Origin of the sequence: Hafnia alvei, assembly GCF_964063325.1 — a bacterium.
GTDB lineage: Bacteria > Pseudomonadota > Gammaproteobacteria > Enterobacterales > Enterobacteriaceae > Hafnia > Hafnia alvei_B.
The window spans coordinates 538,307-551,032 of the sequence record NZ_OZ061315.1 but is presented as its reverse complement, the minus strand read 5'-3'; the positions used below and the strand labels follow the sequence as shown (position 1 = coordinate 551,032).

The following is a 12,726-nucleotide window of genomic DNA, read 5'->3' as shown; positions in this document are numbered from 1 at the left end:
GTCGAGAGGTTGCGCGCTGGCAACCTTTCGTCGGACGCCTACGCCAACGGCTTCATAGAAACGCAGTTGCTCACAGGCGTACGAAATCTTTCACCGTTCCAGCATAAAATATTCTAGATGCAAGGCAGCGTTTGAACCGCCTTACTCAAACGCCTACGCCAGCAGCCTCACAGAAACGCAGTTGCTCACGGGCGGACGAAACCCTTCATCGGGCTAACATGAGGATCGCAAATACTCGGTGACGGTTGAGCCCCCCTCCCCCATCTGTGAACTCCCCCACGGACACCTGCGCCTTTATCTGGCAGTGTTCACACTTCTGGAAATACCTTCATCGTAGTTACACGTTTAATTGCGATGCTTGTCATAAATACACTCATGGAGATCACCATGTCCGCTCGCCCCCTTTCTTACTCTCTGTTGGCCCTGCTCATTGCCGGTTCTGCGCAGGCTGCAACCGTCGATTTACGCATACTCGAAACCAGCGACCTGCACAGCAATATGATGGATTTCGACTATTACAAAGATAAACCCACTGAAAAATTTGGCCTAGTGCGCACCGCAAGCCTCATCAACGATGCTCGCCATGAAGCCACCAATAGCGTTTTAGTCGATAACGGCGATCTGATCCAAGGTAGTCCATTGGGCGATTACATGGCAGCTAAGGGATTGAAAGACGGCGAAATACATCCCGTTTATAAAGCGATGAACACGCTAGATTACACAGTCGGCAACATCGGTAACCATGAGTTTAACTATGGATTGGATTATCTGAAGAAAGCGCAGGCTGGCGCGAAATTCCCTTATATCAATGCCAACGTGGTCGATGCCAAAACCGGCGAGCCGATTTGGAAGCCTTACCTAATCGCCGAAAAGCAGGTCAAAGACCGAGATGGAAAAATGCATACGCTGCGCATCGGCTACATTGGTTTTGTGCCACCACAAATCATGACATGGGATAAATCCAATTTGGCTGGCAAAGTGAAGGTGAATGACATCACTGAAACGGCCCGTCGATATGTACCACAGATGAAAAAAGAAGGCGCCGATCTGATTGTTGCCATCCCACACTCTGGCCTATCCAGCCTTCCCTATCAGGTGATGGCTGAGAACTCGGTTTACTATCTGAGCCAAGTGCCCGATATCAACGCCATTATGTTCGGTCATTCACACGCGGTTTTCCCGAGCAAAGATTTTGCCGATATCAAAGGCGTTAATATTGATAAAGGCACGTTGAACGGTATCCCTGCCGTAATGCCTGGGCAATGGGGAGATCATTTAGGTCTGGTCGATCTGGTGATAAACAACGACCAAGGCAGTTGGAAAGTCGAAGAGGCTACTGCGCAGGCACGTCCAATTTACGATCTCGCTAATAAAAAATCATTGGCGGCAGAAGACACGGCTTTAGTTAACGTGCTGAAAGACGATCACAAAGGTACCCGCGATTTTGTCAGCCAGCCTATCGGTAAATCCAACGATAATATGTACAGCTATCTGGCGCTAATCCAAGACGATCCAACGGTACAGATCGTGAATAACGCCCAGCGCGCCTACGTTGAACACTATATCCAAGGCGATCCGGATCTGGCCGATATTCCCGTGCTCTCTGCCGCAGCGCCGTTTAAAGTTGGCGGGCGCAAAAACGATCCGGCCAGCTATGTGGAAGTCGAAAAAGGCCAGCTCACCTTCCGCAACGCCGCCGATCTTTACCTATATCCAAATACGTTGGTGGTGGTCAAAGCCAGCGGCGCCGATGTGAAAGAGTGGCTGGAGTGCTCTGCTGGGCAGTACAACCAAATCGATATTAGCAGCAGCAAACCTCAGGAGTTGATTAACTGGGATGGATTCCGTACCTACAATTTTGACATCATTGACGGCGTCAATTATCAGGTTGATGTTAGCCAGCCAGCGCGCTACGACGGCGAATGTGCGCTGATAAACCCTAAATCCGAACGCATTAAGGGTCTAACATTCAACGGCAAACCGATTGATCCTAAAGCCCAATTCCTGATTGCGACCAACAACTACCGCGCCTACGGCGGCAAGTTTGCAGGAACCGGCGATAAGCATATTGCGTTTGCTTCGCCTGATGAAAACCGTGCCGTACTTGCCGACTACATTCGCACCGAGACCAAAAAGCATGGCGCAGTCACTCCGCAGGTGGATAACAACTGGCGACTCGCGCCAATTCACAGCAAAACGCCGCTGGATATTCGCTTTGAAACTTCACCAAGTGAAAAAGCGAGCAAATTCATTTCTGAACATGCTCAGTATCCGCTGATCAGCAAAGGCCAAGATAATTTAGGTTTTGCGCTGTATCAGATTGATCTACAAAAGTAATACTAATCCCCCCGCTGATTCGCAGTGGGGGGATGCTCGGTATAGACCGGTCAGATCCCCAATGCGTCAGCGGCAAATCTCGCGATGCTCATTCGGCTCACGACATAATCCAACTCATTATCTTCTAGAAACCAAGCCGCCGATAAACCCGCGTAGGCCATAATCCACATCAGCAATCTCTGCCTATCTAAGTTTGCTGCCTGCGTAACCACGGTGAGTTGACGCAAAAAACGCTCGAGCTGCGTGCACGTTACAAGCTCTGGATTACAAAATAAGTTGGCATAATCATAACCACGCTCACCGAATAAGCCTTTGGGGTCAATTGCCAACCAACCACGCTCACCAAAATCTAAAATATTTCCATGGTGTATATCGCCGTGCAATACCACTTCGTCTTGTGGGCTAGACAACAACGTTTCGGCAACCGAACAACACAATGACATTAGTGGATCATGAGACAACAATGCAGCCTTCCGTAATGCCGTAAAGCGCTGATGCAATGCCTCCAGCGGAGGTGCCGTTTCTTCACGGCAAGCATGCAACTGAGTAACGACACGGCACATAATCTGGCTCGCTTCATCGTCTTGGCTATGTTTAGCCATATGCAGCAAATTTTTGGCTCCGCAGGCGCGTTCCATCAGCAAGGCTTCGTTATGATGAGCAACAACCTTCGCAGCACCATTCCCATTCCACCATTGCATTAAATCGGCACCACGGCGCTCCTCTTCAACCAGAGCAAGTTTCAGCATTAATGGAATGCCAACGCATAAAACTGGCAATAGCTGGCTGCTATGAGTCTCTATCACTGCCCCATCGGCCTGTAAATTCCACCGAGTTAACCAGTCGGAAAACATCATCTTTCCTCGCTTTTTATTTGTTTAATTATCGCAAATGACTCAACAACCCCCAAAGAGTTATGGCTTAAGTTATAAATTGCATTTAAAATACACTTTATAAAATAGAGGCATCCTGAGGAACATAACTATGGCATTACGCGATCTATCATTAGGCGAACTGGCAATCACTATCCCACGCGCAACGCGTCTTTTCCGTCAGCATGATATGGACTTCTGCTGTGGGGGCAAACAAACTTTATTGCGCGTAGCCACCAAAAAAAATCTGAATGTTGATGAGCTAGAAGCGCAATTGGAAGCCCTCAAAAGCGAACCAAACAACGCCACCGCGCACGACTGGCGCACAACGCCGCTGGCTGAGATCACGCCGTTTATTGTTAAACGCTATCACGATCGCCATCGTGAACAATTACCTGAGCTGATCCTCATGGCGGAAAAAGTAGAGCGCGTACACGGCGACAAACCAACCTGCCCAAAAGGTCTGGGTAAGCAGCTGAACTTAATCTATCAAGACCTCAGCCAGCACATGATGAAAGAAGAACGTATTCTGTTCCCGCTGATTGAACAAGGGATGGGCGCACAGGCTGGCGGTCCGATTTCAGTGATGGAAAGCGAGCATGACGACGCCGGCGAACAGCTGGAAGTCATCAAGTTCTTGACCAACAACGTCGTTCCACCTGAAGGTGCCTGTAATACTTGGCAAGCTCTGTATGCTGGAATCAACGAATTCATCAATGACTTGATGGAGCACATCAGTTTAGAAAATAACTTACTCTTCCCACGCGCGCTGCGCGGTGAATAAGAAACCTGTCACTCTAGAACGCAAAAAAGCCGGCAAACGCCGGCTTTCGCATTGATTAACGTTAACGCTAACCCAAATTACAGGATTTCTAGCAGTTCAACGTCAAATACCAATGCGCTGTATGGAGGAATAGAAGCACCCGCGCCACGTTCGCCATAAGCTAAGTTATGAGGAATATACAGCTGCCATTTCGAGCCAACTGGCATCATGGTCAATGCTTCGATCCAACCTGGGATCACGCCGTTCACTGGGAATTCTGCTGGCTGACCACGTTCAACGGAGCTATCAAATACGGTGCCATCAACCAGACGGCCGGTATAGTGGACGCGAACCTGATCCTGACGAGCTGGAATAGTCCCTTCACCTTTTTCCAGCACTTTGAACTGCAGGCCAGATTCGGTTACGGTCACATCATCATTCTTAGCGTTTTCTTCCAAGAATTTCTGACCCGCTTCAGCCAAGCCTTTTTGCTGTTCGCGACGCACGGCATCTGCACGTTCGTGGATTTCACGCAGCGCACGATGAACGGCTTCTACAGGAACCGCCGGAGCATTCCCTTCCATCGCATCGCGCAGGCCTGCCAACAGCGCTTCAGGCTGCAAACCTTCCAGACCAGACTCATTCAGCTGCTGGCCAACTTGCAGACCAATACCATAACTTGCTTGCGCTTCTATACTGTCAAAAGAAGGGGTCGACATGGTGTTTCCTTTAATCTTTAAAATGTAGAAGACGAAGCATAGCAGCGCAGGAGCCTAGGGTAAAATCTTGCGTCCAGAAGGATGACTTTTATCTAGGAAAAAGAAACAATAACACTTCATTTACTTGGTAAGATAAAGATAGGTTATTGCTCCCAGGTAATAGATACCATTTTTCAGAGTATTAACCTGTCATCTAGCGTCGATTTTCTCTACGCTTACGACTAAGGCACCATCAAGAGAGGTCATCATGGGCAGAATCACGCCCAGGAGAAGAAGAAGCAGGCGGGTATATCAGCCCGTTTTGCGTACATGGCTCAACCTACGTCAGCGGATCTCACCGGAGCCGCAGGATCAGGAAACGGAGCATCCTATGTCTGCTAGTACGTCTGCCAAGCTGCTGGACAAGCTGAAAGTGGTTAAACAGCACCTCTACAATGTGTGGCATATGCCCGATCGTTTCGATTGGATGGAGCCGCTACCTGCTTTCCACCGCCGCTGGGTGATTGTCGCTACAGTGGTACTTTTGCTGTCTCTTCTCTGGCCTTACTCTGACCCACAAGATGCTCGCTATACGCCTGAACAAACTCAGGAAAACGAAGCGCCCTTACAGGCCGGAATGCAAAACAACGATGCCCCACCGCCGCCGCGCGTAGCGCCGACGAATCAAACCGCCGCAAATGGCTGGCAGGAATACCATATTCAAGCGGGCCAAACCCTAGCGCAGTTATTTCGCGATAACCAACTGGATGTTAATGATGTTTTTGCCATGGCACAGGTTGAGGGCAACGATAAGCCCCTAAGTAATCTGAAAGCTGGGCAAGAAGTTGAGATCCAACACAACGCGCAGGGTCAGGTTATTGCACTCAAAATTGAAACCATCACGAACGAACAAATTGAATTCCGCCGCGAATCTGACGGCAGCTTTCGCCGAGTTCGCTAACCGCTAACCTGCTCTAACAGATATCCACGCAGTACAATCGCCTGATTGTGCTGCTCATCTCGGCTGCCATAGAGCAGCATCAATGGCTCATCGCGCTTTAACAGCCCAACTAATTCTTCACAGGCTTGGTTAGCATGCAGTTCTGCACGGTAAAGCTCGCCAAACTCTTGCCAAGACACGCGTTGCTCATGAAAAGCATGGCGTAGCTCATTGCTTGGCGCAACGGCCTTAAGCCACTGCACGCCTTCTAGGCGGACTTTGGAGATACCACGCGGCCATAGGCGGTCGGTGAGGAAAGTACTAGCAGGAAACGGGGCATGGACGTCGTAAACGCGGGCGATGTGGATAGTAGCAGGCATAAGAGTCTCCTCGACAAAACTTATGCTAGTTTACGCCGTATTTCACGATAACCCGAGATTTTGGCGAGAATAGAATGCAAAACGCCGGCACAAGGCCGGCGCTTTGACGAGTTACATCGTTAATAGCTTTTCAGCTATTACTCAGCAACTACAACGACATTCAGCTGTGCGAATACGTCGCTGTGTACCTGGAAGTGAACTTCGTGATCACCCACAGTACGCAGAACGCCATTCGGCAGGCGAACTTCGCTTTTCGCTACCTGAACACCGGCTGCAGTAACTGCATCAGCGATGTCGCGAGTACCGATTGAACCAAACAGTTTGCCTTCGTCACCCGCTTTAGAAGCGAGAGTTACAGCACCCAGTTCGTTGATCTTAGCAGCACGAGCTTCAGCAGCTGCCAGAACGTCAGCCAGTTTGGCTTCCAGTTCAGCACGGCGTGCTTCGAAGAACTCGATGTTTTTCTTAGTTGCAGGAACAGCTTTGCCCTGTGGAACCAAGAAGTTACGTGCGTAACCTGCTTTAACGTTAACCTGATCACCCAGGCTACCCAGGTTTGCTACTTTATCAAGCAGAATAACTTGCATTACCTTATCCTCTTAAAGTCGTTAATGGACAGCAGCCGATTACTGATGACGATCAGTATATGGCAGCAGAGAAAGGTAACGTGCGCGCTTGATAGCACGAGCCAGCTGACGCTGGTACTTCGCACGGGTACCGGTGATACGGCTAGGTACAATCTTACCGCTTTCGGTGATGTAGTTTTTCAGCGTAGCGATGTCTTTATAGTCAATCTCTTGAACGCCTTCCGCGGTGAAACGGCAGAACTTGCGACGACGGAAATAACGTGCCATATGGCTAGTCTCCAGAATCTATCAATTCAATCTGCTCGGCATGTAACACTAACTTGGTCAAACCATTGCGGCCTTGATGGCTACTAATGAAACCTTGAACCGTTAGCATACTGCCGACCGTTAATCTGTGGGTAGTTGCTTGAAATGCTTGTCCGCTGACAATCACGGGCATTCTGCACCATGCTTGTCTGCTAAGTCCGGCTTCCTGCTGTATCGATCTGTGCTCAAGCACAAACTGACAGTGCGGGATTCCAGAAGGACTGACCTTTCGAATGGGAACTTTGCACACTGTGCCAGTCAGAACCAGACGATTTGAGGTCATTGCAGCAATTACTCTTCAGAATCCCCAGCATCAGCATCATCAGCGGTTTCGTTAGCGAAGTCTTCGCGGCGATCGCCACGACGTTCGTCTTTCGCTTTAACCATTGGTGAAGCTTCAGTTACCGCGTTTTTAGTACGCATAACCATGCTACGGATAACGGCGTCGTTGAAGCGGAAGTTAGTTTCCAGCTCATCGATCGCTTCCTGCGGAGCTTCAACGTTCAGCAGAACGTAGTGGGCTTTGTGCAGTTTGTTGATCGGGTAAGCCAGCTGACGGCGGCCCCAGTCTTCCAGACGGTGAATCTGACCAGCAGCGTTAGTGATGGTTGCACTGTAACGCTCGATCATGCCCGGAACCTGTTCGCTCTGGTCAGGATGGACCATAAAAACGATTTCGTAATGACGCATCGAATTGCTCCTTACGGATTATTCAGCCTCCTGATAGGGTCAGCCGCGGCCCATGGAGGCAAGGAACGTGTTTGTGTGCGGCTGAAAAATGACGCGTAATCATACTTGCGCAGGGTAGGAAACTCAAGGTAATTGGCGAAATTATTATCGGGGGGAAGATCGGTAAGAGAATAATGCCGTTGTTTGCCTCTCGAAGGCCGCCAGCAAGGCGTAAGCATTTATTGTCAAAGACATTCAGTTTTTTTGACTCTAAACAGCAAAAAATGTAGCTATCAATTGAATGAATGAGGACTAAACTATTCATATCGGCAACGGATAATGCTGTTTACCCAATAAATCGCCAATCTAGAAGTTATTCAACCTAAATCAACAACATTGAGGAGAATCCGATGAAATCAATCATCGCCCTCGTGACGACATTAACCCTGTTTGCCGCCACCAATGCACTCGCAGCCACTGAAATCACCGGTCGTCAGGCCAATAGCCTGATCGCCAATGAATATGCAGTGATTAGCGTAAACCATGACGTCCAGAACGTGCAGGAAGCCTTGCCCCAGCTGCAACAAGAAGCTGCGGCACAAGGTGCAAAATATTATCAGGTGATTGTGATGCATGAGCCTGAAAGCAATGGACAAATGCACGTTAGTGCAGCCCTGTTCCACTAAAAACCGATGCAACACCAGAGAGCAACGCAACAACCTAAGATAGTTCAATAAAAGGTTGAGACAATCCTGCCAAAGACCAAACAATAACAAAGAGATATATCGCTACGTTGCCCTGTATGACACCCATCATACGGGGCTTTTTTTCGCTTAAAGATGGCGAGAAAAGAACTGAACACCCACATCTAATGCCGACACCGTGATTTTATGACCAATCGCCGGCTCAGTTTCGAAACGAACCTGCGCCAGCAAATTCTGCTCACCCAAATCACGAATTAAACGCCGACTCTCTTCGGCAGGAACTAAATCATCAGCCAATCCATGCCAAATCAGCAACGGCTTATCGGCCAGTTTCTCCAGCCGGTCGACGACTTGATAATCTGCCAAGAAAGCTAAATCCGCAGTCAGCTGCTGGCGAGCCTCTGGGGTTTGAGCATCAAAAGGAGGGAAAAGCGTTGGTGCAAGAGAAAGATAATAGCCCGAGCCCATAAACGACGCGGCTGCTTGGATCCACGGATAGCGCACCTTAGCTCCCAGCGTAGTCATTCCCCCCAATGATGCACCACACACGCCAACACGATTGTCTGAAATCAGGCCTTCTTGTTGATAATGCTGATAAATAACCGGAAGCTCATCGATATTAGATTTTAAAATATCCCAGAAATGGGTTAAACGGTACGCGCTATCGTCGTTAAAACGCGCGCCATGCAAATTAGCCTCAGGCGAGATGGTACGAAAACCCGCTTTAGCAAACGCATAACCAAAGTAGGAATAAACCTCTTTCGATGAGGTAAAGCCATGATAGAAAAAGATTGTGGGTAACGGCTGCCCCTGCTTTCCTGCCGGAGCCGCATGTAACACGGGGATCCCCCCAATCACTTCATCAAACATCTCAACCATTTTCTTATCACTCCTCAGGCTACGCATCGAGGGTAAATAATGAGTCGTCGCTCAAAGAGAAACAATCACTTCTGGTTCTATCTTATGACGCAGTAAGGAATTACGTTCCACCTGCTGGTCAATTCCGCACCATGCAGGATACAATTAAACAACTTGCCTCCCCTTAACAGGCCATCCCATGAAAAATATAAAGCTTTCTTTTGTACTCGCAATGACGCTGTTTTTGACCGCCTGCGGCGTCATGAACAGCAAGCCAGTGCCACCACCTGCACCGGGAGCACATGCTCAAGAGGTTCGTCGCGACCAAACAAGCGGATTAGATCGTATGAGAACCATCAGCGCACAGGTTTATGGTAGCCCGATGAATGCTCAGGAAGTTATTCAGAAACAAGCTGATGAGGCAGGTGCAACCTACTACTACGTCATTATGGTCGATGAAACCGGTGTACCGGGCCAGTGGTATGCTCAGGCCATTTTATATAAGTAGGTTTGTGGGCTTTATTTAACAAATCCTATACGCCCAGTAAAAGTCTACGCGCTCTGTCTCATTATCAGGCAAAGCTCGTGGACTTTTTTTTATTATCACGCTGTTATGAATACGTTAATACAACTCAACAATTTCGTCTGGACGATGAAATATGCGTAAGGAGTTCGCCGATGAACAGATCCCCTGTGCTCAACACATTGTTGCTTTCAATTGGTTTAATTAGCGCATCCGCCCAATCAGCAGAAAACGTTAATGCCGATCTCACCACTGGACTTAATCAGGTCGGTATTATTTCAGTACACGATATTGTGGGAGAGCCCCACGATGTAGAACGCATTATTGCGCTAAAGGCCGATGAGCAAGGTGCGAGCTACTACCGAATTCTGACCATGGATGAAAACACGCCGCAGCACACGTGGCACGTTACTGCGGCGTTGTATAGCTGAGCTAGCTCGCTAACCCCATCGCCCGCTGTAACAGGATCTCCTGAGTTTCGTTATTGATAACACTAACCCCGTCATAGGAAAAATATTGTTGGCACCACGCTTGAGCAATATCAGCCGGAGCAAAACGTAAAAGCTGAGCCGCCGCATTCACATTAAACAACTCGTCGCAAATGATCCTCGCTTCAGCCTCATTGGGTTTCTGTAAACGTTTCGACAAATTCCGCCACGCCTTATCAAATAACGCACTTTGCCCTTTCACGTCAGCTAACTCTAAGTTAAGCATCTCTTCCATATGCGGATTTTTGCGCCATACCCGCAATACGTCTAAACACATGATATTGCCAGAGCCTTCCCAGATACTGTTTACCGGTGCTTCTCGATATAAACGCGGCAGTTCGCTCTCTTCGCAATAGCCAATTCCTCCTAACGCTTCCATAGCCTCAGCGATAAAGGGAATACCCTGTTTACAAATTGAATACTTAGCCACCGGCGTCATTAGGCGACCAAACAGTTTCTCACCCTGCACATGCGGCATTTCCCAAGATCGACAAAGACGAAACAGCAACGACGTTTGTCCTTCAAGCCGCAGCGCCATTTTGGCGAGTACCTGACGCATCAGCGGCTGCTCGGCTAGAGGTTTACCAAATGCCTGTCTCTGCAACGCATGATAAAACGCCACGGTGAACGCCCTTCTCATCAACCCATGGCTGCCCAATGCGCAATCAAAGCGAGTTGAGCTTCCCATCTGCAATATCAGGCGAACTCCCTCTCCTTCATCACCGAGCAGCCATCCCGTCGCATCCTGAAACTCAACTTCTGCGCTCGCATTTGAACGATTACCCAGTTTCTCTTTCAGCCTTTCGATGCGAATCGCGTTGCGCGTGCTATCCGGCAGAATACGAGGAACAAAAAAGCAGGAGAGTCCGCCGCTGGCCTGCGCCAAAATCAGGTGCGCATCGCTTTGTGGAACGGAGAAAAACCATTTGTGTCCCACCAGCCGGTAAGGCTGACCATTGCCACTGCCTTCTAACGGCGTTGCCTGCGTCGTATTGGTAAGCACATCCGAGCCGCCCTGTTTTTCCGTCATTCCCATGCCGATGAGCAGCCCTTTTTTCTGTTCTATGGGCAGCGCGTGCGGATCATAGCGGTCAGACAGCAACCTCGTTAGCCATCCGCTCATTGTGGTAGGCAACGTTTTTTGCAGTAGCGGAATCGCGCCAAAGGTCATGGTGATTGGGCAAAGTGTACCGGCCTCAACTTGGCTATGCAGCAGAAAACGAGCGGCGCGTGCCGCGAACGCTCCTGCCGGTGCATCTGTTTGCCACGGCAAATTATGCACCCGATTTTCAGTTAATCCCTGCATCAGCATGTGCCAAGCGGGATGAAACCGCACATCATCGATACGCCGTCCAGCCGCATCGTAGCGCAGCAGCTCAGGAGGATTGGCGTTTGCCATCCGACCAAGTTCCAGCGATTCTGCCGAACCTAGCTGTAAGCCGACTGCGCTTAGCAATGCAGAATCCCAGCCTGCCAGCTCTCGTTCAACGGCCTCTTGGAGCGGAATATCAGAAAGGTAGAGATTGCTGTTACTTAGGGGGTGCGGTTGATTAAAAACCGTATGTGTTTGCCACGTCATATCCAGTGTCCCTTGCGGCCCCCGTTAACCGGGTTAAGTCACTAAGTATGATCGTTTAGGCTGATTTTGCTGGAGGGCAGTTCACAAAAGAGAAAGGGCGGCCTGAGCCACCCTTTGTAACGCTGTATGTTCAGTTAGGCAATATTACGCAGGCCTATGAACGCTGGCGCACAGCCTCGAACAGGCAAATACCGGTCGCAACGGAAACGTTCAGAGAAGAAACGCTGCCCGCCATCGGAATGCTGATCAGCTCATCGCAATGTTCGCGGGTCAAACGGCGCATACCGTCGCCTTCTGCGCCCATCACCAGCGCCATCGGGCCGGTCATTTTGCTTTGATAAAGATTGTGGTCAGCTTCGCCCGCCGTACCGACGATCCATACATTTTGCTCTTGCAGGAAACGCATGGTACGCGCAAGATTTGTAACGCGGATCAACGGCACAGTTTCCGCTGCGCCACAGGCCACTTTTTTCGCCGTGGCATTCAACTGAGCAGAACGATCGCGCGGAACGATCACGGCATGAACACCAGCCGCATCGGCGCTACGTAAGCAAGCACCAAGGTTGTGCGGATCGGTTACGCCGTCGAGAATCAATAGGAAAGGAGGCTGTTCCAGATTTTCCAGCAGCGCAGGCAAATCATTTTCCTGATACTGACGTCCTTCGCGCACGCGGGCAATAATCCCCTGATGCACCGCGCCTTCAACCTTCTCATCCAGCCACTGACGATTTGCGACTTGAATCACAATGCCCATCTGCTCAAGTTCAGCAATCAGCGGCATCAGACGACGGTCTTCACGACCTTTCATCACGAAGACTTCAAGAAAACGCTGTGGATCGCGTTCAAGCAATGCCTGAACCGCATGAATACCGTAAATCATTTCGCTCATATTTTTATAACGCTATAACGTCAGCCGCCTGAGTCTTCGCTTTCGCACAGGCCCAGGCGGGAATGAAATCAAAGGCAGCTGATGCTCGCGCTGCCTGTTATTTAAATCAGACTATAACTTTGTAATGCCGTTC

The 12,726-nt window shown here is 49.6% G+C and carries 16 protein-coding genes; 6 read left to right on the top strand and 10 right to left on the bottom strand.

The features are described from left to right. Nucleotides 1-387 precede the first annotated feature (387 nt). Nucleotides 388-2,337 (top strand): bifunctional 2',3'-cyclic-nucleotide 2'-phosphodiesterase/3'-nucleotidase, encoded by a 1,950-nt coding sequence (locus AB3Y96_RS02595; protein ID WP_367298418.1) that lies wholly within the window; start codon nt 388-390, stop codon nt 2,335-2,337. A 50-nt stretch (nt 2,338-2,387) separates the two neighbouring features. Here AB3Y96_RS02595 and AB3Y96_RS02590 read toward each other — a convergent pair whose 3' ends face one another. After that, nucleotides 2,388-3,194, bottom strand: coding sequence for an aminoglycoside phosphotransferase family protein (locus AB3Y96_RS02590; RefSeq protein WP_367298417.1), 807 nt, complete (start codon nt 3,192-3,194; stop codon nt 2,388-2,390). Between the two features lie 127 nt (nt 3,195-3,321). Between AB3Y96_RS02590 and ytfE the strand changes: the two genes are divergently transcribed. Beyond that, nucleotides 3,322-3,993: an iron-sulfur cluster repair protein YtfE gene (gene ytfE / locus AB3Y96_RS02585; protein WP_367298416.1), complete on the top strand. Its 672-nt coding sequence runs from the start codon at nt 3,322-3,324 to the stop codon at nt 3,991-3,993. A gap of 77 nt (nt 3,994-4,070) precedes the next feature. On the opposite strand, the gene AB3Y96_RS02580 is transcribed toward ytfE, so the two are convergent. Further along, entirely contained in the window at nt 4,071-4,691 is a 621-nt protein-coding gene (locus tag AB3Y96_RS02580) for a peptidylprolyl isomerase (RefSeq protein ID WP_025798793.1), read from the bottom strand. Between the two features lie 247 nt (nt 4,692-4,938). Here AB3Y96_RS02580 and AB3Y96_RS02575 point away from each other — a divergent pair, with 247 nt between their 5' ends. Next, nucleotides 4,939-5,631 carry an OapA family protein gene (locus AB3Y96_RS02575; protein WP_072307812.1) on the top strand — a complete coding sequence of 231 codons (693 nt, stop codon included), beginning with the start codon at nt 4,939-4,941 and terminating at the stop codon, nt 5,629-5,631. Here the strand turns inward: AB3Y96_RS02575 and AB3Y96_RS02570 are convergent. From AB3Y96_RS02570 to rpsF, 5 genes are all read right to left on the bottom strand, one after another. Then, nucleotides 5,628-5,990 (bottom strand): DUF488 domain-containing protein, encoded by a 363-nt coding sequence (locus tag AB3Y96_RS02570; protein WP_367298415.1) that lies wholly within the window; start codon nt 5,988-5,990, stop codon nt 5,628-5,630. The two genes, AB3Y96_RS02575 and AB3Y96_RS02570, sit on opposite strands and share 4 nt — an antisense overlap. A 137-nt stretch (nt 5,991-6,127) precedes the next feature. Beyond that, nucleotides 6,128-6,577 carry a 50S ribosomal protein L9 gene (gene rplI / locus AB3Y96_RS02565; RefSeq protein WP_332542474.1) on the bottom strand — a complete coding sequence of 150 codons (450 nt, stop codon included), beginning with the start codon at nt 6,575-6,577 and terminating at the stop codon, nt 6,128-6,130. Between the two features lie 39 nt (nt 6,578-6,616). Next, entirely contained in the window at nt 6,617-6,844 is a 228-nt protein-coding gene (gene rpsR / locus AB3Y96_RS02560) for a 30S ribosomal protein S18 (RefSeq protein ID WP_000135199.1), read from the bottom strand. Nucleotides 6,845-6,848: 4 nt separating this feature from the next. Further along, entirely contained in the window at nt 6,849-7,166 is a 318-nt protein-coding gene (gene priB / locus AB3Y96_RS02555; RefSeq protein WP_038501926.1) for a primosomal replication protein N, read from the bottom strand. 8 nt (nt 7,167-7,174) lie between these two features. After that, nucleotides 7,175-7,573, bottom strand: coding sequence for a 30S ribosomal protein S6 (gene rpsF / locus AB3Y96_RS02550; protein WP_025798785.1), 399 nt, complete (start codon nt 7,571-7,573; stop codon nt 7,175-7,177). Nucleotides 7,574-7,962: 389 nt separating this feature from the next. Between rpsF and AB3Y96_RS02545 the strand changes: the two genes are divergently transcribed. Continuing rightward, nucleotides 7,963-8,238, top strand: coding sequence for a DUF1471 domain-containing protein (locus tag AB3Y96_RS02545; RefSeq protein ID WP_072307816.1), 276 nt, complete (start codon nt 7,963-7,965; stop codon nt 8,236-8,238). A gap of 147 nt (nt 8,239-8,385) precedes the next feature. On the opposite strand, the gene yjfP is transcribed toward AB3Y96_RS02545, so the two are convergent. Further along, on the bottom strand, nt 8,386-9,135 hold the full coding sequence (gene yjfP / locus AB3Y96_RS02540) for an esterase (protein WP_367298414.1): 750 nt from the start codon (nt 9,133-9,135) through the stop codon (nt 8,386-8,388). 178 nt (nt 9,136-9,313) lie between these two features. Here yjfP and bsmA point away from each other — a divergent pair, with 178 nt between their 5' ends. Together bsmA and AB3Y96_RS02530 are read left to right on the top strand one after the other, a co-directional pair. Beyond that, entirely contained in the window at nt 9,314-9,622 is a 309-nt protein-coding gene (gene bsmA, locus AB3Y96_RS02535) for a biofilm peroxide resistance protein BsmA (protein ID WP_072307818.1), read from the top strand. A gap of 170 nt (nt 9,623-9,792) precedes the next feature. Next, nucleotides 9,793-10,068: a DUF1471 domain-containing protein gene (locus AB3Y96_RS02530; protein ID WP_072307819.1), complete on the top strand. Its 276-nt coding sequence runs from the start codon at nt 9,793-9,795 to the stop codon at nt 10,066-10,068. 1 nt (nt 10,069) lies between these two features. Here AB3Y96_RS02530 and AB3Y96_RS02525 read toward each other — a convergent pair whose 3' ends face one another. Beyond that, the gene (locus AB3Y96_RS02525; RefSeq protein WP_367298413.1) at nt 10,070-11,704 is read right to left on the bottom strand and encodes an isovaleryl-CoA dehydrogenase; all 1,635 of its coding nucleotides are present in this window, start codon (nt 11,702-11,704) and stop codon (nt 10,070-10,072) included. A gap of 154 nt (nt 11,705-11,858) precedes the next feature. Continuing rightward, on the bottom strand, nt 11,859-12,593 hold the full coding sequence (rlmB, locus tag AB3Y96_RS02520) for a 23S rRNA (guanosine(2251)-2'-O)-methyltransferase RlmB (protein ID WP_040046316.1): 735 nt from the start codon (nt 12,591-12,593) through the stop codon (nt 11,859-11,861). Between the last annotated feature and the right edge of the window lie 133 nt (nt 12,594-12,726).

Excerpts from the sequence above, each read along its gene's own strand:
- AB3Y96_RS02595 (WP_367298418.1), top strand. The coding sequence starts at position 388 with ATGTCCGCTCGCCCCCTTTCTTACTCTCTGTTGGCCCTGCTCATTGCC.
- AB3Y96_RS02590 (WP_367298417.1), bottom strand. The coding sequence starts at position 3,194 with ATGATGTTTTCCGACTGGTTAACTCGGTGGAATTTACAGGCCGATGGG.
- ytfE (WP_367298416.1), top strand. The coding sequence starts at position 3,322 with ATGGCATTACGCGATCTATCATTAGGCGAACTGGCAATCACTATCCCA.
- AB3Y96_RS02580 (WP_025798793.1), bottom strand. The coding sequence starts at position 4,691 with ATGTCGACCCCTTCTTTTGACAGTATAGAAGCGCAAGCAAGTTATGGT.
- AB3Y96_RS02575 (WP_072307812.1), top strand. The coding sequence starts at position 4,939 with ATGGGCAGAATCACGCCCAGGAGAAGAAGAAGCAGGCGGGTATATCAG.
- AB3Y96_RS02570 (WP_367298415.1), bottom strand. The coding sequence starts at position 5,990 with ATGCCTGCTACTATCCACATCGCCCGCGTTTACGACGTCCATGCCCCG.
- rplI (WP_332542474.1), bottom strand. The coding sequence starts at position 6,577 with ATGCAAGTTATTCTGCTTGATAAAGTAGCAAACCTGGGTAGCCTGGGT.
- rpsR (WP_000135199.1), bottom strand. The coding sequence starts at position 6,844 with ATGGCACGTTATTTCCGTCGTCGCAAGTTCTGCCGTTTCACCGCGGAA.
- priB (WP_038501926.1), bottom strand. The coding sequence starts at position 7,166 with ATGACCTCAAATCGTCTGGTTCTGACTGGCACAGTGTGCAAAGTTCCC.
- rpsF (WP_025798785.1), bottom strand. The coding sequence starts at position 7,573 with ATGCGTCATTACGAAATCGTTTTTATGGTCCATCCTGACCAGAGCGAA.
- AB3Y96_RS02545 (WP_072307816.1), top strand. The coding sequence starts at position 7,963 with ATGAAATCAATCATCGCCCTCGTGACGACATTAACCCTGTTTGCCGCC.
- yjfP (WP_367298414.1), bottom strand. The coding sequence starts at position 9,135 with ATGGTTGAGATGTTTGATGAAGTGATTGGGGGGATCCCCGTGTTACAT.
- bsmA (WP_072307818.1), top strand. The coding sequence starts at position 9,314 with ATGAAAAATATAAAGCTTTCTTTTGTACTCGCAATGACGCTGTTTTTG.
- AB3Y96_RS02530 (WP_072307819.1), top strand. The coding sequence starts at position 9,793 with ATGAACAGATCCCCTGTGCTCAACACATTGTTGCTTTCAATTGGTTTA.
- AB3Y96_RS02525 (WP_367298413.1), bottom strand. The coding sequence starts at position 11,704 with ATGACGTGGCAAACACATACGGTTTTTAATCAACCGCACCCCCTAAGT.
- rlmB (WP_040046316.1), bottom strand. The coding sequence starts at position 12,593 with ATGAGCGAAATGATTTACGGTATTCATGCGGTTCAGGCATTGCTTGAA.